At 58.4% G+C, this 15,371-nt stretch carries 19 protein-coding genes and 1 pseudogene; 6 read left to right on the forward strand and 14 right to left on the reverse strand.

Features of this window, described 5'->3' with window-relative positions:
• Positions 1-42: 42 nt before the first annotated feature.
• The 4 genes from modC to ACMXYJ_RS16780 all read right to left on the reverse strand — a co-directional run bounded on the left by modC (position 43) and on the right by ACMXYJ_RS16780 (position 3,809).
• Positions 43-1,122, reverse strand: a complete 1,080-nt coding sequence (gene modC, locus ACMXYJ_RS16765; protein WP_415756055.1) for a molybdenum ABC transporter ATP-binding protein — start codon at positions 1,120-1,122, stop codon at positions 43-45.
• Between the two features lie 3 nt (positions 1,123-1,125).
• Positions 1,126-1,806, reverse strand: coding sequence for a molybdate ABC transporter permease subunit (gene modB, locus ACMXYJ_RS16770; protein ID WP_415756056.1), 681 nt, complete (start codon positions 1,804-1,806; stop codon positions 1,126-1,128).
• A complete protein-coding gene (modA, locus tag ACMXYJ_RS16775; RefSeq protein WP_415756057.1) occupies positions 1,807-2,574 on the reverse strand; it encodes a molybdate ABC transporter substrate-binding protein in 768 nt (255 codons plus the stop codon).
• A 170-nt stretch (positions 2,575-2,744) separates the two neighbouring features.
• Positions 2,745-3,809 carry an NAD(P)H-dependent flavin oxidoreductase gene (locus tag ACMXYJ_RS16780; RefSeq protein WP_415756058.1) on the reverse strand — a complete coding sequence of 355 codons (1,065 nt, stop codon included), beginning with the start codon at positions 3,807-3,809 and terminating at the stop codon, positions 2,745-2,747.
• 189 nt (positions 3,810-3,998) lie between these two features.
• Between ACMXYJ_RS16780 and ACMXYJ_RS16785 the strand changes: the two genes are divergently transcribed.
• Both ACMXYJ_RS16785 and ACMXYJ_RS16790 read left to right on the forward strand, forming a co-directional pair.
• Positions 3,999-4,982, forward strand: coding sequence for an acrylyl-CoA reductase (NADPH) (locus ACMXYJ_RS16785; RefSeq protein WP_415756059.1), 984 nt, complete (start codon positions 3,999-4,001; stop codon positions 4,980-4,982).
• A 53-nt stretch (positions 4,983-5,035) separates the two neighbouring features.
• Positions 5,036-5,524, forward strand: a complete 489-nt coding sequence (locus ACMXYJ_RS16790) for a GyrI-like domain-containing protein (RefSeq protein WP_415756060.1) — start codon at positions 5,036-5,038, stop codon at positions 5,522-5,524.
• Here ACMXYJ_RS16790 and ada read toward each other — a convergent pair.
• From ada to ACMXYJ_RS16820, 6 genes are all read right to left on the reverse strand, one after another.
• Complete coding sequence (gene ada, locus ACMXYJ_RS16795) at positions 5,488-6,561, reverse strand: bifunctional DNA-binding transcriptional regulator/O6-methylguanine-DNA methyltransferase Ada (RefSeq protein WP_415760746.1); 1,074 nt, start codon at positions 6,559-6,561, stop codon at positions 5,488-5,490. The two genes, ACMXYJ_RS16790 and ada, sit on opposite strands and share 37 nt — an antisense overlap.
• 87 nt (positions 6,562-6,648) lie before the next feature.
• On the reverse strand, positions 6,649-7,329 hold the full coding sequence (gene alkB, locus ACMXYJ_RS16800) for a DNA oxidative demethylase AlkB (protein ID WP_415756061.1): 681 nt from the start codon (positions 7,327-7,329) through the stop codon (positions 6,649-6,651).
• Positions 7,319-8,023 carry a 2OG-Fe(II) oxygenase gene (locus tag ACMXYJ_RS16805; RefSeq protein ID WP_415756062.1) on the reverse strand — a complete coding sequence of 235 codons (705 nt, stop codon included), beginning with the start codon at positions 8,021-8,023 and terminating at the stop codon, positions 7,319-7,321. The genes alkB and ACMXYJ_RS16805 overlap by 11 nt, the downstream gene beginning before the upstream one ends.
• Complete coding sequence (locus ACMXYJ_RS16810) at positions 8,020-8,526, reverse strand: methylated-DNA--[protein]-cysteine S-methyltransferase (protein WP_415756063.1); 507 nt, start codon at positions 8,524-8,526, stop codon at positions 8,020-8,022. Before ACMXYJ_RS16810 ends, ACMXYJ_RS16805 begins: the two co-directional genes overlap by 4 nt.
• A 126-nt stretch (positions 8,527-8,652) precedes the next feature.
• Entirely contained in the window at positions 8,653-8,829 is a 177-nt protein-coding gene (locus tag ACMXYJ_RS16815; RefSeq protein WP_156363902.1) for a hypothetical protein, read from the reverse strand.
• 29 nt (positions 8,830-8,858) lie between these two features.
• Entirely contained in the window at positions 8,859-9,161 is a 303-nt protein-coding gene (locus ACMXYJ_RS16820; RefSeq protein WP_024164534.1) for a DUF1883 domain-containing protein, read from the reverse strand.
• Between the two features lie 212 nt (positions 9,162-9,373).
• Here ACMXYJ_RS16820 and ACMXYJ_RS16825 point away from each other — a divergent pair, with 212 nt between their 5' ends.
• Both ACMXYJ_RS16825 and ACMXYJ_RS16830 read left to right on the forward strand, forming a co-directional pair.
• Positions 9,374-9,730 carry a hypothetical protein gene (locus tag ACMXYJ_RS16825; RefSeq protein ID WP_415756064.1) on the forward strand — a complete coding sequence of 119 codons (357 nt, stop codon included), beginning with the start codon at positions 9,374-9,376 and terminating at the stop codon, positions 9,728-9,730.
• A 72-nt stretch (positions 9,731-9,802) separates the two neighbouring features.
• Positions 9,803-10,033, forward strand: a complete 231-nt coding sequence (locus ACMXYJ_RS16830; RefSeq protein WP_008155098.1) for a hypothetical protein — start codon at positions 9,803-9,805, stop codon at positions 10,031-10,033.
• An 11-nt stretch (positions 10,034-10,044) separates the two neighbouring features.
• On the opposite strand, the gene ACMXYJ_RS16835 is transcribed toward ACMXYJ_RS16830, so the two are convergent.
• Both ACMXYJ_RS16835 and ACMXYJ_RS16840 read right to left on the reverse strand, forming a co-directional pair.
• Positions 10,045-10,326, reverse strand: coding sequence for a hypothetical protein (locus ACMXYJ_RS16835; protein ID WP_056740098.1), 282 nt, complete (start codon positions 10,324-10,326; stop codon positions 10,045-10,047).
• A 139-nt stretch (positions 10,327-10,465) separates the two neighbouring features.
• On the reverse strand, positions 10,466-10,657 hold the full coding sequence (locus ACMXYJ_RS16840) for a hypothetical protein (protein ID WP_415756065.1): 192 nt from the start codon (positions 10,655-10,657) through the stop codon (positions 10,466-10,468).
• A 267-nt stretch (positions 10,658-10,924) separates the two neighbouring features.
• On the opposite strand from ACMXYJ_RS16840, the gene galU reads away from it, so the two are divergent.
• A complete protein-coding gene (galU, locus tag ACMXYJ_RS16845) occupies positions 10,925-11,764 on the forward strand; it encodes a UTP--glucose-1-phosphate uridylyltransferase GalU (RefSeq protein WP_076030977.1) in 840 nt (279 codons plus the stop codon).
• Between the two features lie 135 nt (positions 11,765-11,899).
• Here the strand turns inward: galU and ACMXYJ_RS16850 are convergent.
• Positions 11,900-12,690, reverse strand: a pseudogene (locus ACMXYJ_RS16850) (transposase).
• A 179-nt stretch (positions 12,691-12,869) separates the two neighbouring features.
• Between ACMXYJ_RS16850 and gorA the strand changes: the two are divergent.
• On the forward strand, positions 12,870-14,228 hold the full coding sequence (gene gorA / locus ACMXYJ_RS16855; protein WP_415756066.1) for a glutathione-disulfide reductase: 1,359 nt from the start codon (positions 12,870-12,872) through the stop codon (positions 14,226-14,228).
• Here gorA and ACMXYJ_RS16860 read toward each other — a convergent pair.
• Positions 14,225-15,244 carry a DNA-binding protein gene (locus ACMXYJ_RS16860; protein WP_415756067.1) on the reverse strand — a complete coding sequence of 340 codons (1,020 nt, stop codon included), beginning with the start codon at positions 15,242-15,244 and terminating at the stop codon, positions 14,225-14,227. The genes gorA and ACMXYJ_RS16860 overlap by 4 nt on opposite strands.
• Positions 15,245-15,371 lie beyond the last annotated feature (127 nt).

Genomic DNA, 15,371 nt, shown 5'->3' on the forward strand with positions numbered 1-15,371 from the left:
TACAGCCATTGACCGCGCGCCGTTGCAGTCGTGCCAGCGGATTTACGCCAGTACCGCCACCGCCTTGATCTGTGCCCAGAGTTGCTGGCCGGGGTGCACGCCCAATTGGTCCCGGGAGTAGCGAGTGATTCGCGCCAGCAGCGGTGTGCCACCCGCGTCCAGACGGATCAGCACGTGTGCGGCGTTGTCCGCGCCCATTTCACTGATCACGGTGACGGGCAGGCGATTGAGGATGCTGCTTTGCTCGACGCTTTGCAGGCTCAGGCTGACATCCCGCGCCTGGACCTTGCAGCGCAGCGCCTGACCCGGAGTCATCGGTGAGTGAGCCACGCGAATGTTCAGGGTCGTGTTCGGCAGTTGCAGGGTCAGCAACTGATAGTCGGCGTCATAGGCACTGACGTGCCCCTCGATTACCACGCCGGCGTCATCGCCCAGCGCCAAGGGCAGGTCGAGACGGGCCAGCGTTTCGCCAATAGGGCCGCTGGCCAGCGCCTTGCCTTCACTCAGCAAGACGATGTGGTCGGCCAACCGCGCGACTTCATCCTGTGAGTGGCTGACGTACAGCACCGGGATGTCCAGCTCATCGTGCAGTCGTTGCAGGTAAGGCAGGATTTCGTTTTTGCGTTGGCTATCCAGTGCCGCCAGCGGTTCGTCCATCAGCAACAGTTTCGGGCTGGTGAGCAGGGCGCGGGCGATGCCGACCCGCTGCCGTTCACCGCCGGAAAGGTGCTGCGGATGCCGATCCAGCAAATGGCCGATCCCGAGCAGTTCGGTCGCGTGTGCCATGTCGACCCGCCGCTGTTGGCGAGGAATGCGCTTGAGACCGAACTCCAGATTGGCCAGCACCGACAGATGGGGAAACAGGCTGGCTTCCTGGAAGACGTAACCCAGTGCGCGTTTGTGTGGCGGTACGAAAATCTTCTTGTCGCTGTCCTGCCAGACTTCATCGTTGATCTGGATGAATCCCTGCTCGGCCTTCTCCAGGCCAGCGATGCAACGCAGGCAGGTGGTCTTGCCCGAACCGGAATGACCGTAAAGGGCAGTGACGCCGCGGCCGGGCAATTGCAGATCTACCTCTAGGGCGAACCCCGAATACCTCAGTTTCAGACGCGTATGAATCATCGATCAGCTCCAGCCTGCTTTGGTTTTACGGCTGGAGTAGAGCGCCAGCAACACCATAAAGGAGAACACCAGCATCGCCCCGGCCAGCCAATGGGCCTGGGCGTACTCCATGGCTTCGACGTGATCGTAGATCTGCACCGAGACCACACGGGTCTTGTCGGGAATGTTGCCACCGATCATCAATACCACGCCGAATTCACCCACGGTGTGGGCGAAACCGAGAATGGCAGCGGTAATGAAACCGGGGCGGGCCAGCGGCAGGATCACGCTGAAAAACGTGTCCCAGGGATTGGCACGCAAGGTCGCGGCCACCTCCAGTGGGCGAGTGCCGATGGCGGAAAAAGCATTTTGCAGTGGCTGGACCACGAACGGCATCGAGTAAAGCACTGAGCCGATCACCAGCCCTGCAAAACTGAAAGTGAGGGTGCCGAGCCCCAGTGATTGGGTGAAGTGGCCGACAAACCCGTTAGGGCCGAGCGCCAGCAACAGATAGAAGCCAATCACCGTCGGCGGCAGCACCAGGGGCAGGGCGACGATCGCCCCGACCGGGCCGCGCAACCACGAGCGGGTGTGCGACAGCCATAACGCAATCGGAGTGCCGATGATCAGCAGGATAACCGTCGTCAGCGACGCCAGTTTCAGGGTCAGCCAGATGGCGGAAAAGTCGGCACTCGATAGCGTCATTTAGAGTTGGTAACCGTAGGATTTGATGACGGCGGCGGCTTTCGGACCTTTGAGGTAGTCAACCAGCGCCTTGGCGGCCGGGTTGTCCTTGCCCTTGTTGAGGATTACCGCGTCTTGTTTGATCGGGTCGTGCATGTCCGCTGGAACGATCCAGGCCGAGCCGCCGGTGACTTTGCCGTCTTTGTAGATCTGCGACAAGGCCACAAAACCCAGTTCGGCGTTGCCGGTGGAGACGAATTGATAGGCCTGGGTGATGTTCTGGCCTTCAACGATCTTGGCTTTGACCTTATCGGTCAGGCCCAGCTTGGCCAGTACCTGAGTAGCAGCCAGACCGTAAGGCGCCGCTTTCGGGTTGGCGATGGACAGATGCTGGTATTCGTTCTTTTTCAGCACTTCGCCCTTGGCATCGACATAACCTTCCTTGGCCGACCACAGCGCCAGGGTGCCGACGGCGTAGGTGAAGCGCGAGCCCTTGACCGTGTCGCCTTCGGTTTCGAGTTTTTGCGGGGTGGTGTCGTCCGCCGAGAGGAACACTTCGAACGGTGCGCCGTTCTTGATCTGGGTGTAGAACTGGCCGGTGGCACCAAAGGAGGTGACCAGTTTATGCCCGGTGTCTTTTTCGAAATCGGCGGCGATCGCCTGAATCGGTGCCGAGAAGTTGGCGGCGACGGCAACCTGGACTTCGCCCGCCTGGGCGGCCCCGAAAGCGAACACTGCCAGCAGGGCTGCCAGGCAGGTGGGGGCAAAACGTGAGGCACGAATGGTCATGAAACGGCTCCGTTATAGGCAAGTGCAACGAGGGGGGCGAAACGCTATATAGTGGAATATATAGCGAAATGCCTGCAAACGGAATGTGTCGGATGCGTGTTATTGAGACCACGGTGAACCTTGTAGCCGCTGGCGCAGCCAGCCTTCGGCAGCTGCTACACGGACGTGCGTTACCGACCCACCAATTTTGCCAACCCTTCATCTGCCAGCTTCCGGGTCAGTTCAGTCGTGGTCATTTCAACGCCCAGCGTGAATGCCTGACCCGCCCAGAGATTGCTGAAATCCGCTTCTCCCTTGGCCCGCAACGGCATCAGCGCGCCACCCGCCAGCGGAAAGGCCGGTGCTTTGGCGCTCATCGGTCCAAGTTCGCGCATCACCCGATTGAGAATGCCGCGCGCCGGGCGGCCGGTGAAAATGTTAGTGACGGCCGTTTCACTTTCCTTGGCCGTGCGCAACGCCTTGTGATGAGAAGCGCTGACCTTGGCCTCTGGTGTGAACAAGTACGCCGTGCCCACTTGCACCGCCGAAGCCCCCAACAGGAAAGCCGCCGCGACGCCTCGTGCATCGGCAATCCCGCCAGCAGCAATCACTGGCACTTTCACCGCATCAACGATCTGCGGCACCAGCGCAAATAGGCCCACTTGGCTGCTCAGGTCATCACTGAGAAACATGCCCCGATGGCCACCGGCTTCATACCCCATGGCAATGATCGCGTCACAACCCTGCTGCTCTAACCAGATCGCCTCTTCGACGGAGGTGGCCGACGAGAGCACTTTCGCCCCAGTGGCTTTAACGCGATCCAGCAGGGATTTTTCCGGCAGGCCGAAGTGAAAACTCACGACTTCAGGGCGAAACTCTTCGACCACTTCGCAGGCCGCGTTATCGAACGGCGCTCGATTGGACACCGGCGTCGGCGCGTCGACGTCCACGCCAAGTTCCCGGTAGTAGGGCTCCAGCAGATTCTTCCAGTCTTGAGCGCGTTGCTCATCGGCGGCGGGAGTCTGATGGCAGAAGTAGTTGACGTTAATCGGGCGCTGAGTGTGCTGACGAATCGTTTTCAGCTCCTCGCGCAACTGATCGATGCTCAACATGGCGGCCGGCATCGAGCCCAGGCCGCCGGCATTACTGGCTGCGATAACCATGGCCGAACCGGTCGCGCCGGCCATGGGCGCCTGGATGATCGGCAGCTCAATGCCAAGCAGATCAAGAATGCGGGTGTCTGGCCATTTGCTCATTTGAAGGGTTCTCCGACGTCATAACAGGACAGGGACGGTAGGACCGTTTTTGTATCAGCTATGACTGACATATGGCCAGTCGAGTTTTCGGTTCGTGTGCCATTCTTGGCTTAAAGTCGAGTACGGCGAAAGGTTGCCATGTGTTATTTCAACTGCACCACAACTGAGTGATTCCATTGGGAGGCAGCAATGTTCCAAGGCATTTTGATCGACAAAGACGACAGCGGTTACCGGGCCACACTGCAAGAGATCAATGACGATCAACTGCCCGAGGGCGATGTGACAGTGCGTGTGGCGTACAGCACGCTGAACTTCAAGGATGGCCTGGCGATCACCGGTAGCAGCCCGGTGGTGCGAAAATTCCCGATGGTGCCGGGGATCGATCTGGCAGGCACTGTCGAAGTCAGTGGGCATCCGGACTACAAGGTCGGTGATCAGGTCGTACTCAATGGCTGGGGTGTTGGCGAAGGACATTGGGGTGGACTGGCGCAGAAGGCTCGCTTGAGTGGCGACTGGCTAATTCCGCTGCCCAAGGCGTTCACCGCGGCGCAAGCGATGGCCATCGGCACGGCGGGTTACACGGCGATGCTGAGCATCCTGGCGCTGGAACATAACGGCGTGACGCCCGATCAGGGCGACGTATTGGTCACGGGCGCCAATGGCGGTGTAGGCAGTTTCGCCATCGCACTGCTGAGCAAGCTTGGCTATCGGGTGGTCGCGTCTACCGGCCGAACCTCGGAACACGATTACCTCAAGCAACTCGGCGCCAGCGAAATCATCGACCGCGCCACGCTGTCCGAGCCGGGCAAACCCTTGGCCAAGGAGCGTTGGGCGGCGGTCATCGACTCGGTCGGCAGCCACACCCTGGCCAACGCTTGTGCCAGCACGAAGGCCAATGGCACTGTCGCCGCGTGTGGCCTGGCGCAAGGCATGGACTTCCCGGCTTCAGTCGCACCGTTCATTTTGCGCGGTGTGACCCTGGCCGGGATCAACAGCGTGACTCAGCCCAAAGCCAAGCGGATACTGGCCTGGAATCGTCTGGCCAAGGATCTGGACTTCACCTTGTTGCCGCTGATCAGCCACGAAATCGGCTTGAGCGAAGTGATCGAAGCTGCACCGAGATTGCTCGCCGGTCAATTACGTGGACGGGTGGTGGTCGACGTCAATCGTTGACTGTCTCACCGCCAATCAAACAGACAAACGAACAGAGACAAGGACTACCGACCATGGATGTAAAGCAGCGTGAAGTGCGGCCCTTTAGCGTCTCGGGCCTGCAAGTGCGCACCTGCAATGCCGCAGAGCAGCAACCAGACACTGCGCGCATCGGCCCGATGTGGGAACAATTCTTCGTTGAGGACATCTTCGACAAGATCCCCCACAAACAGCCGGATTCTTTCATGTACGGCGTCTACTCCAACTACGAGTCCGACGCTTCGGGCCAATTCGATGTGACCGCGGGGGTGGCGGTCACCGCACCCTCCGAGGACTTTGCGCAGGTTCAGGTGGAGGGAGGCGATTACCTGGTGTTCAGCGCCAAAGGGGCGATGCCGGATAGCGTCATTCAGGCGTGGGGCCTGATCTGGGCCTACTTCAAGGACAACCCGCAGATTTGCCGCGCGTTCGCCACAGACTTCGAGGTTTATACCAGCCCGGATTCAGTGTCGGTCTATATCGGCATTCAGGACTCAGACGGGTTTTCGCGCTCAAGCAACTGACGCTTGCGCTCTACACCCCAGCGATAGCCCGACAGGTTGCCGTCGCTGCGCACCACGCGGTGGCACGGAATCGCCACCGCCAGGTTGTTCGCGCCGCAGGCTTGAGCCACGGCGCGCATTGCTTTTGGCGCGCCGATTCGTTGAGCGATATCGGCGTAGCTGGCGGTGCAACCGGCGGGAATCTCCCGCAGGGCTTGCCAGACCCGTTCTTGAAAAGCGGTGCCACGAACATCCAGCGGCAAGTCCAGGCCCAGGGCCGGCGCTTCGATAAAACCAACCACCTTGGCGATCAGTTGCTCGAACGCTTGGTCGGCGCCAATCAAATTCGCGCGTCGAAACTTGTCCTGCAGATCGCAGACCAGTTGGTGTGGGTCATCGCCCAGCAGGATCGCGCAAACACCACGCTCACTCTGCGCCACCAGAATCGCCCCCAGGGAACACTGGCCGACGGCAAAACGAATGTCGTTGTTCTGACCGGCGGCGCGGTAATCACCGGGTTTCATGCCCAATAGCTGATCGGCGGCTTCATAGAAACGGCTGTTGGAGTTGAAGCCGGCGTCATACAGCGCGTCGGTCACCGAGTCTCCGTCCGCGAGGCGCTCACGGACTCTGCGTGAACGGTGGGCCGCGGCGTAACCCTTGGGCGTCAGACCGGTCACCGCTTTGAACACCCGATGGAAGTGAAAGCTACTCAGGCCCGCAGCAGAAGCCAGCTCGCTCAGAACAGGCAGATTTTCCGCGGTTTCGATGTGGCGACAAGCGGCCGCCACGGTCGCTGCATGTTGCGCGGCGATGTCGCTTTGATCCTTCGCGGCGCGTTTGCTGGGGCGATAACCCGCTGCCTGGGCCTGCTCGGCCGTGTCGAAGAATTCGACGTTCTGCGGTTTCGGCAAGCGCGCCAGGCTACTGGGGCGGCAGTAAATGCCGGTGGTTTTCACCGCATACACAAACTGTCCATCTGCCCGGGGATCACGCGCGACGACGGCGGCCCAGCGCGGGTCGTTCTCGGTGGAGATCTTTGTCGAGTGGCTTGTCATGGCTTCATGTCCGTTGATCCGTTTCATGCAGATTAACCAGCCGACGGGGTCGCCACACCCCGGGTCTTGCGGTCGAATTCGAAGGCGTCATCCGGCGGTACGAAAGGTGAAGTTGATCCGTTGCTCGCCCAGTCGCGGGTGTTGGCCGTCCTTGATCGGCAAGACCCCGTGATAACGCAAGCGATCCACGCCACCCCAGACCACAACGTCGCCATGCAACAGCGGCACTCGTTGGCTTTTATCGCTGCGTTCGAAGCCGCCGAACAGGAACATCGCCGGTAATCCCAGGGACACTGAAACGATGGGCGCTGCGTAGGAAGCTTCGTCTTTGTCCTGGTGCAACGACATCTTGGCTCCGGGAACATAGCGGTTGATCAGGCAGGAATCAGGCACGAAATCCGCAAACCCTGATTCCCGCGCCGCCGCTTGTGCCAGTTCGAAAAACACCTCGGGCATTTTCGGCCAGGGTGCTCCGGTCAGCGGATCATGGCGGGTATAACGATAACCGCTGCGGTCGGTGGTCCAGCCCAGCGTGCCGCAACTGCTCAAGGCGACCGACATGGTAAAGCCACCGGGCGTGATCATTTGCCGAAACGGTGCCGCCGCCAGAACCGCGTCCAGTGCGGGCAGCAACTGATCCAGCCAGGGCAGGGCAAAACCTCTGAGGACGCAAGACTGTTCACCGATCCGGTCGAGCCTGGGTTGCTGCTCGGGTTCCGCGTCGGCAAACAAGTCGAAGGTGGTCGGGCTCATGGGGTCATAACGCATCGTGAAAGATGATTCCAAGGGTATGCCGTTTTCCACTGTGCAGGCGACTCACCCCGTGGCGCAGGGTAACCCGGTAATAGCCGCGAACGCCTTTGACCGGTCGTTGGTTGACGGCAAAGATCAGCCCGTCACCTTTCTTCAGGCCAATGACCTGAGGGCGCGACTGCATCCGTGGGCGCTGTTCCGTCAGCACGAACTCGCCACCGGTGAAATCGTCGTCCGGCTCTGACAGCAGAATCGCCACTTGCAGCGGGAAGACGTGTTCGCCGTACAGGTCCTGATGCAAGCAGTTGTAGTCCTGCGGTCCATATTGCAGCAACAACGGCGTCGGGCGTTCCTGACCGGCGGTATGGCAGCGTTCGAGGAACGCCTCGTGGGTTTCCGGGAAACGGGTCGGCAGGTCCATGTGCTCGTGCCAGCGATTGGCAATGGGCACCAATCGAGGATAGAGCGCACTGCGCAAACGGGCGACGACATCTGGCAACGGGTATTTGAAGTATTTGTACTCGCCACGGCCAAAGCCGTGACGAGCCATGATCACTTGCGAGCGAAACGGTTGGGGGCGGGCATACAGAGCGCTGATTTCATCGCACGTCTCGTGGCTTAAAAGCGACCTGATAATCGCGCAGCCATCTTGATCGAGTTGCTGTGCCAGCGCGTCCCAGTCCAGTCCATCAAGAGAACGCTCGCTCATTGCTGCGCCTCTCGCTCCAGCAGTTGCCGTTTGCGTTCCAGCCCCCAACGGTAACCGCCGAGGCTGCCATCCTGACGCAGCACCCGATGACACGGCACGATCACCGCCAACGGGTTCGCTCCGCAGGCGTTGGCCACTGCCCGAAAAGCCGTGGGTTGTCCCAGTTGTCGCGCGATATCCAGATAGCTGGCGGTTCCACCCACCGGTATTTGCCGCAGGGCATTCCAGACTCGCCGTTGAAACACGCTGCCCGTCAGATCCAGCGGCAAATCCAGGGCGGAGCGCGGGTCTTCAAGGTGGCGCAGGGTTTGCTCCAGCGCAGGCATCAAGCCCTCATCGCGCTGCGGTGTTTGTTTTGCGGGGAAACGTCGCGCAAGATCGCGTTCCAGCATGGCCAGGTCATCGCCGAGCAGCAACGCACACAAACCCTCGGCGCTGAACGCGAGCAGCAAGACGCCAAGGCGGGAAGGGCCACTGATGAAGCGAATCGAGGAAGTAGACATGTTCTGACTCCTTAACCCAAGGTTGAGGTGGCCAGTCTAGGGAGAGGGGGCTTCGTTAACACTCCGGCGCTTGCGGTTGAATTTCAGAGGCAGGAGCAGACGTCCATGTTGTCGCTCCAGATTCCGTTACAACGCTTTGCTGACGCTTATTTCGCTGATGACGTCTTCGCTCGAACCATGAAGAGCGTCCAGCGCGGCCTTGGCTTCTTCTTCGGTGCCGTTTTCAAGCTGGGCAAATTCGAAGCGACGCTCGCCATTGAGTTTGTATTTGATGACGTACTTGGTCGTTTGGGCCACGGTCATACCTGCTTGTCTTCGTGTTTGGGTGTCACTCAGCTCAGTTTCGTGCTGGAGCGGCGGATGATCTTGATGGTGTGAGTCAGGGTCGGTTTGCGAGTCACGCTGATCGGCCGGCGGTTGACCGTGTCGATGGTGATGTTCCAGAAACCGGTGCTCGGCGCGGTAATTCGGGCCGGGAAGGTGTCGAATGCACCACCATGGTAAGTGTGGCGGCCGCCATTCTTGAAGCTGCGGAAATTGGCGTCGTTCATCAAGCGGATGTTGCATGTTTGGGAGCATTGAATGACGACGATGTCGTCTTCGTTGAGGTGCTCGCGCTGGTGGATAAATTTCATGAGGCGCCTCCAGAAGGGCTTTTTCTACAAAATCAAAACGATAGCATGTGCGATTGGCGCAGTTTATCAGCCCGAACGGGTTATTATCCGGTCCTCGAGGTCTGCTTTGACAATTAAAAACAGTTATACGGAATTCTATGAGCGATAAACGCAGCGTGCCTCGGAGAAAAACAGCATTTGTACTGTCGGAGTGTCTTTATCGGAGGTGTTGTATGAAGTGGGGTGTGCTGTTCCTGCCTATGGCGATAGCGATGAGTGGTTGTGCGAGTGTCTCGGAGATCAATGAGACGTTACCGACCATGAGCGTGATTTCAGGCAAGAAGCCTCATGAGTACGCGCAATGCCTCACAGAGAAACTGGCCAGCAGCCGGGGAGCCCTGCAAGTCGAACCGCACAAGGACGGAATGCGAGTCATCGTGCCGCAGAAGTTCTCCTCGGGTCCGGCTGCGGTGTTTGATATCGAAGACCGCTCCACTGGCAGCAGCATCAAGTTGCATGAGCGCATTTCCAATGTGCCGTTGCGCCCCATGGATGTACGCAATGCCGCTACTGAGTGCATTTCCGGCTGATAGACTGTCGCCCGTCAGCACCGATGCCGCCAAAGCAGCGCTTTGGCGGCATTGTCATTTCTGGAGTCGAGCATGAAGCGAGAGCAGGTACGGGAGCGCCATGCAGAGGGTCACATCTCTGCCACCCACGTGATTCAGAATCCGGCGAATCCGGGAGAATGGATCGTGTTTTTCAAGAAAAGCGCCGGGCGCAGTTATTTTCTGGTGGATGAAAACGATGAAGTCGAATCCTTCAGTAGCCTCGATGAATTGATCGAGACGGTGCGCGGCCTCGGGATCAAGTTCGCCGAAATTCACATGTAGGGCAGGGCGCCTTACTTGCAGACCACCACGACGCTGCGGTTCTTGTAGTTGCCGACGTCGACACCCAGCGTTTTGTCGCTTTCCTTGGTCGAAGGTGTTCCGTCGGTACCGACGATCCGATAGCCGGTGCCGGCGCAAGAGGCATCGGCTTTTTCGTAACAGGTCGCCCAGGAATTGGCTTCCCCGGAGCAGTCGATCGCCAGGCCTTGCTCGCCGTTGTTCAGGTAGGTCGTTTCGGAAGTGGCGCAGCCGCTCAGGGCCAGTGCCGCGATCAGGGGCAAAAATTTATTCATGTCGTTGTCGTCGTCAGGATGAAGGGGCTGAGCCTGTGACAGCGCAGGCATCAAAAGGTTATAGCGAATGGCCACTTTGTTGCAGGCAATCACAAAAAAGCCCTGCGCAGGGCAGGGCTTGGTCAAAAACCGGTTCAGATCAAGTCTTGTCTTTGCCGCGGTGTTTGACGGGCGGGTGTTCAAGTTGCAATACGGATGCCACCTCAATTGCCAGCGCTTCAGTGGCGAAAGGACCGGCGATCTCCTCGCCGCCGCCGAAGTTGAATATCCACCACTGGCCGTCTTTCGCCTGATTGATCAGGAACCCGTTGACACTTTTTGCTTCCGACATCTATCTGCCTCGTTGACTGGTTCAATCGCGCAATGATAGCGCCAAATGCACCCAACCGGTGCTGATGGTGTAGGGTTGTGCGATTCGCGGCCGTGCAGATCTGATGGTCTGTGCTATCTATAAAGGCTGCGGAGCTATCTCGGGAACTATCCGCGAGAATATTTCTCTATGATGGCATCGGTTAGCCAGTGCGGGGGCATTGTAAGGTGCACGCCGCCTGATTAGACTGCGCCGAAACTCGTACACACAGCCCTATCAAGGACTTATATGATCAAGAAATGCTTGTTCCCAGCAGCCGGTTACGGTACTCGCTTCCTGCCAGCGACTAAAGCCATGCCCAAAGAAATGCTGCCGGTGGTAAACAAGCCACTGATCCAGTACGGCGTCGAAGAAGCACTGGACGCTGGGTTGACTGAAATCTCCATCGTCACCGGTCGCGGCAAGCGCGCTCTGGAAGACCACTTCGATATCAGCTACGAGCTGGAAAACCAGATCAAAGGTACCGACAAGGAAAAATACCTGGTCGGCATCCGTAAGCTGTTGGACGAGTGCTCGTTCTCCTACACTCGCCAGACCGAAATGAAAGGCCTGGGCCACGCGATCCTGACTGGCCGCCCGCTGATCGGCGACGAACCGTTCGCGGTAGTGCTGGCGGACGACTTGTGCGTCAACCTCGAAGGCGACGGCGTCCTGACCCAGATGGTCAAGCTATACGAGCAGTATCGCTGCACCATCGTTGCGATCCAGGAAGTGGATCCGATGGAAACCAACAAGTACGGCGTGATCGCCGGCGAGCTGATCGCTGATGATTTGTACCGCGTTCGCAACATGGTCGAAAAACCAGCCCCGGAAGACGCACCGTCGAACCTGGCGATCATCGGTCGTTACATCCTGACGCCGGATATTTTCGAGCTCATCAAGCAAACCGAGCCAGGCAAAGGCGGCGAGATTCAAATCACCGACGCCCTGATGAAACAGGCGAAAAACGGTTGCGTGATTGCCTACAAGTTCAAAGGCCAGCGTTTTGACTGCGGTGGCGCCGAAGGCTACATCGAAGCCACCAACTTCTGCTTCGAGAACTTCTACAAGACTGGCAAGGCTTACTGATAGCCTTTGACCCACTTGTATTGAAAAGCCACCTTCGCAGACTGTGTGAAAACACACTGATGGTGATTTCAAGCAAACGCCCCGACTTGTTCGGGGCGTTTGCTTTTGTGCGGACGGCAGACGAAAAAGGGCGTTTCAGCCCATCAACGCCATCAACTGACGTTCGCCGAGCACGTTAATCGCTCTTTTCAGGTTATAGGCGTTCACTGCCAAGGCCATTTCGGCTCTCGCCCCCTCGAGCTGTCGCAGCAAGAAGCGAGCGTTGCCAAACAACCACTGTTTTAGGTTGCCGAAGGGATGCTCCACGATGGATCTTCGGCTGACCATCATTTCGGGGTGTGCCTGCATTCGCCGCTCCATGCGTTCGAACGCCTCTTCGTGAGCATGGCGTGAGACATATCGGCGCCGGCAATGCGTTTATCCAGCGTCTGCTCCTGGTGCTTGAGCCGCTTCAAACTCATATGACGCCGCGAGGAAGCAACCGCCTGAAACTTGCTGCCATCGATGGCCACCAGCTCACCGGCTATCAGGCCGGCGGTTCGGCAGAACTGGACGAAGGCCCGGCACGTCGCCACAAAGGCCGGTTTGTTGTTTTTGCGAAAGTCGGCGATGGTCTTGAAGTCGGGTTTGAGCCGGTTGATCAACCACATCACTTCGATGTTGCGCTGACACTCGGCCTCAAGTCGGCGTGAGGAGCGAATCCGTTGGAAATAGCCGTAGAGATAGAGTTTTAGCGGATCGGCAGGATCATAAGAGGGGCGCCCGGTGCCTTTGGGCAACGCTTTGTCGAAGCCCAGTTGCACCAGATCCAGCTTGGCGACGTAGAGGTCGATCACACGAACGAGGTGATCCTCGGGGATCAGTTCCTCCAGCGAGGCCGGGAACAGGCTGGTCTGGCTGCGGGACTCTCCTTGGATGTAGGCCATAACGAAAAATGCTCCGTATCTTTCGATACGGAGCATTTTCTTTGAGTGCCGCACAGATTGCTAGGTTTTCACACAGTCTGTTCGGGTGGCTTTTTCATTTTCCGTCCCCATATCGTTTACAGCGCTTGCCCAACGGATGTCTGCGGGTATGCTTGTGGACTGCCAAGGAGATTGAAAAAATGGCCTACGATTTTGACCTTTATGTAATTGGCGCCGGTTCCGGCGGTGTGCGGGCTGCGCGTTTTGCTGCCGGTTTTGGCGCGAAAGTGGCGGTGGCCGAGAGTCGATACCTGGGTGGCACTTGTGTCAACGTCGGCTGTGTGCCGAAGAAGCTGCTGGTTTACGGCGCACACTTCGCCGAAGACTTCGAGCAGTCGCAAGGTTTTGGCTGGACGCCGGGCGAGGCGAAGTTCGATTGGGCGACGCTGATCGCCAACAAGGATCGCGAGATCAATCGCCTGAACGGTATCTACCGCAATCTGCTGGTTAACAGTGGTGTGACCTTGCATGAAGGCCACGCCAAAATCGTTGATCCGCACCAGGTCGAGATCAATGGCGAGCGCTACACCGCCAAAAACATCCTGATTGCTACCGGAGGATGGCCACAGATTCCGGAAATTCCGGGGCACGAGCACGCGATCAGTTCCAACCAGGCGTTCTTCCTCAAAGAACTGCCCAAGCGCGTTCTGGTGGTAGGCGGTGGATACATCGCGGTCGAATTCGCCGGGATCTTCCACGGTCTGGGCGCCGACACCACGTTGCTTTATCGCGGTGAACTGTTCCTGCGCGGTTTCGACGGTGCGGTGCGCAAACACCTGCAGGAAGAGCTGACCAAGCGCGGCATGAACTTGCAATTCAACGCCGACATCGAACGTATCGACAAGCAGTCCGATGGCAGCCTGAAGGTGACCCTCAAGGACGGCCGTGAGCTGGAAGCTGATTGTGTGTTCTACGCCACCGGTCGACGTCCGATGCTCGACAATCTTGGGCTGGAAAACACCGGGGTCAAACTCGACAAGAAAGGTTTCGTCGAGGTCGACGAGCAGTATCAGACGGCTGAACCGTCGATCCTGGCGCTTGGCGATGTGATCGGTCGGGTTCAACTGACGCCGGTGGCGTTGGCGGAAGGCATGGCCGTGGCGCGACGTTTGTTCAAACCTGAGCAATATCGCCCGGTGGATTACAAGATGATCCCGACCGCAGTGTTCAGCTTGCCGAACATCGGCACGGTCGGTTTCACCGAGGAAGAGGCCCGGGAGGCCGGTCACGATGTGGTGATCTTCGAAAGCCGCTTCCGTCCAATGAAACTGACCCTGACCGAATGCCAGGAACGCACCCTGATGAAGCTGGTGGTGGACGCCAAGACCGACAAGGTTTTGGGCTGTCACATGGTCGGTCCGGAGGCTGGGGAGATTATTCAGGGCTTGGCGATCGCCTTGAAAGCGGGTGCTACCAAGCGCGATTTCGATGAAACCATCGGCGTGCACCCGACTGCCGCCGAAGAGTTCGTCACCATGCGCACGCCGGTCGCGGGTTAATCGTCCTTTTGGGGGGCTGATGCGTCTGGCGCTGTCGCAATGACGGCCGCCAGGCGCACGCTCTCATCGAGGCTCGCCTGAGTCTTGAGCAACTCGATTTCCAGCGCTTTGTTTATCTGCGACTGCTCATCGACGCTCTGTTTCAACGACTGACTTTCCAGCAGGGCAGCGCGCAAGCGTTCCTGGAGGAGGGTGCGTTCGCTGTCGATACGGTTCACCTGTTCCAGCAACTGATCCTGTCGAGCGTTGGTTTGCTTGAGTTGATCCTGCAGCAGGCTCAACTCTCTCAGGGTGCCCCGGTTCTCCGTTAACAAACGCTCGTTGTCGCGGTGCAGTTGTGTGATCTCATCCTGGCGCACCAATGCGCTTTGCTGGGCTTGGCGCAATTCCATCTGAATCTGCTGCACCTGGCTTTCGTGGCGACGTTGTTCCTGCTCGCGCTGTTCTTTGACGGCGTTGCGGTAGTGTTCCAGGGCGTCGCGAGCGTGCAGGTGTTTCTCTTCAAGGGAGCGGATCTGCTCGTCCTTGTCTTGCAAGCGTAATTCGAAATCGGCCAATGCCTGGTTCAGTCCGGCGTTGCGGGTTTGTTCGGTCTGCAGCATGGCGCGGGTTTCTAGCAGGGCCTCGGACTCTTGAGTCAGTGCCAGGCTTTGAATCTCGTACTGCTGCTGCAATTGCGTGTTGGCCTGCAGGGCTTCATGCAGCTGCGTATCCAGCGCTTTCTTTTGTTTGTCGAACTGCTCGCGAGCCTGATCGATGGGTTCCTGAGCCTGCTCCTTGAGTCTTTGTGCCAGCCGCACAACCAGTCCCGCCAGCTCGTCATCAATCGGTTCTGGCGGCACTTCGGCGCGCTCTGCACCGTCATCCAGCTCCTTCAAATAGCGATGAATCGTGGTTTTCGAGCCCGTGTTGCCCATCTCGATCCGTACCGCATCAATGCTTGGGTTTTCGCCGCGAGCCAAAATTGCCAAGCGTGCTGCCTGGACCACTGCTTTGTTTACACCGCCACGAGCCATGAGTTCTCCTACGATTTCGTACTGTGGTACATGCCACTTAAGTACACAATGTACCACGCTAACTAAAAAGTTAAAATACGATGGGTAGTCATGCGGGATATACTGGTATTACCCCGTGTGATGAGCC

This window comes from Pseudomonas arabinosi (assembly GCF_047758675.1).
Classification (GTDB): Bacteria; Pseudomonadota; Gammaproteobacteria; order Pseudomonadales; family Pseudomonadaceae; genus Aquipseudomonas; species Aquipseudomonas arabinosi.

Excerpts from the sequence above, each read along its gene's own strand:
- ACMXYJ_RS16815 (WP_156363902.1), bottom strand. The coding sequence starts at position 8,829 with ATGACCGTGGCCCAAACGACCAAGTACGTCATCAAATACAAACTCAAT.
- gorA (WP_415756066.1), top strand. The coding sequence starts at position 12,870 with ATGGCCTACGATTTTGACCTTTATGTAATTGGCGCCGGTTCCGGCGGT.
- modC (WP_415756055.1), bottom strand. The coding sequence starts at position 1,122 with ATGATTCATACGCGTCTGAAACTGAGGTATTCGGGGTTCGCCCTAGAG.
- ACMXYJ_RS16780 (WP_415756058.1), bottom strand. The coding sequence starts at position 3,809 with ATGAGCAAATGGCCAGACACCCGCATTCTTGATCTGCTTGGCATTGAG.
- ACMXYJ_RS16830 (WP_008155098.1), top strand. The coding sequence starts at position 9,803 with ATGAAGCGAGAGCAGGTACGGGAGCGCCATGCAGAGGGTCACATCTCT.
- ada (WP_415760746.1), bottom strand. The coding sequence starts at position 6,561 with ATGACAAGCCACTCGACAAAGATCTCCACCGAGAACGACCCGCGCTGG.
- ACMXYJ_RS16825 (WP_415756064.1), top strand. The coding sequence starts at position 9,374 with ATGAAGTGGGGTGTGCTGTTCCTGCCTATGGCGATAGCGATGAGTGGT.
- ACMXYJ_RS16810 (WP_415756063.1), bottom strand. The coding sequence starts at position 8,526 with ATGTCTACTTCCTCGATTCGCTTCATCAGTGGCCCTTCCCGCCTTGGC.
- ACMXYJ_RS16785 (WP_415756059.1), top strand. The coding sequence starts at position 3,999 with ATGTTCCAAGGCATTTTGATCGACAAAGACGACAGCGGTTACCGGGCC.
- ACMXYJ_RS16860 (WP_415756067.1), bottom strand. The coding sequence starts at position 15,244 with ATGGCTCGTGGCGGTGTAAACAAAGCAGTGGTCCAGGCAGCACGCTTG.
- ACMXYJ_RS16820 (WP_024164534.1), bottom strand. The coding sequence starts at position 9,161 with ATGAAATTTATCCACCAGCGCGAGCACCTCAACGAAGACGACATCGTC.
- galU (WP_076030977.1), top strand. The coding sequence starts at position 10,925 with ATGATCAAGAAATGCTTGTTCCCAGCAGCCGGTTACGGTACTCGCTTC.
- ACMXYJ_RS16840 (WP_415756065.1), bottom strand. The coding sequence starts at position 10,657 with ATGTCGGAAGCAAAAAGTGTCAACGGGTTCCTGATCAATCAGGCGAAA.
- ACMXYJ_RS16835 (WP_056740098.1), bottom strand. The coding sequence starts at position 10,326 with ATGAATAAATTTTTGCCCCTGATCGCGGCACTGGCCCTGAGCGGCTGC.
- modB (WP_415756056.1), bottom strand. The coding sequence starts at position 1,806 with ATGACGCTATCGAGTGCCGACTTTTCCGCCATCTGGCTGACCCTGAAA.
- ACMXYJ_RS16790 (WP_415756060.1), top strand. The coding sequence starts at position 5,036 with ATGGATGTAAAGCAGCGTGAAGTGCGGCCCTTTAGCGTCTCGGGCCTG.
- alkB (WP_415756061.1), bottom strand. The coding sequence starts at position 7,329 with ATGCGTTATGACCCCATGAGCCCGACCACCTTCGACTTGTTTGCCGAC.
- modA (WP_415756057.1), bottom strand. The coding sequence starts at position 2,574 with ATGACCATTCGTGCCTCACGTTTTGCCCCCACCTGCCTGGCAGCCCTG.
- ACMXYJ_RS16805 (WP_415756062.1), bottom strand. The coding sequence starts at position 8,023 with ATGAGCGAGCGTTCTCTTGATGGACTGGACTGGGACGCGCTGGCACAG.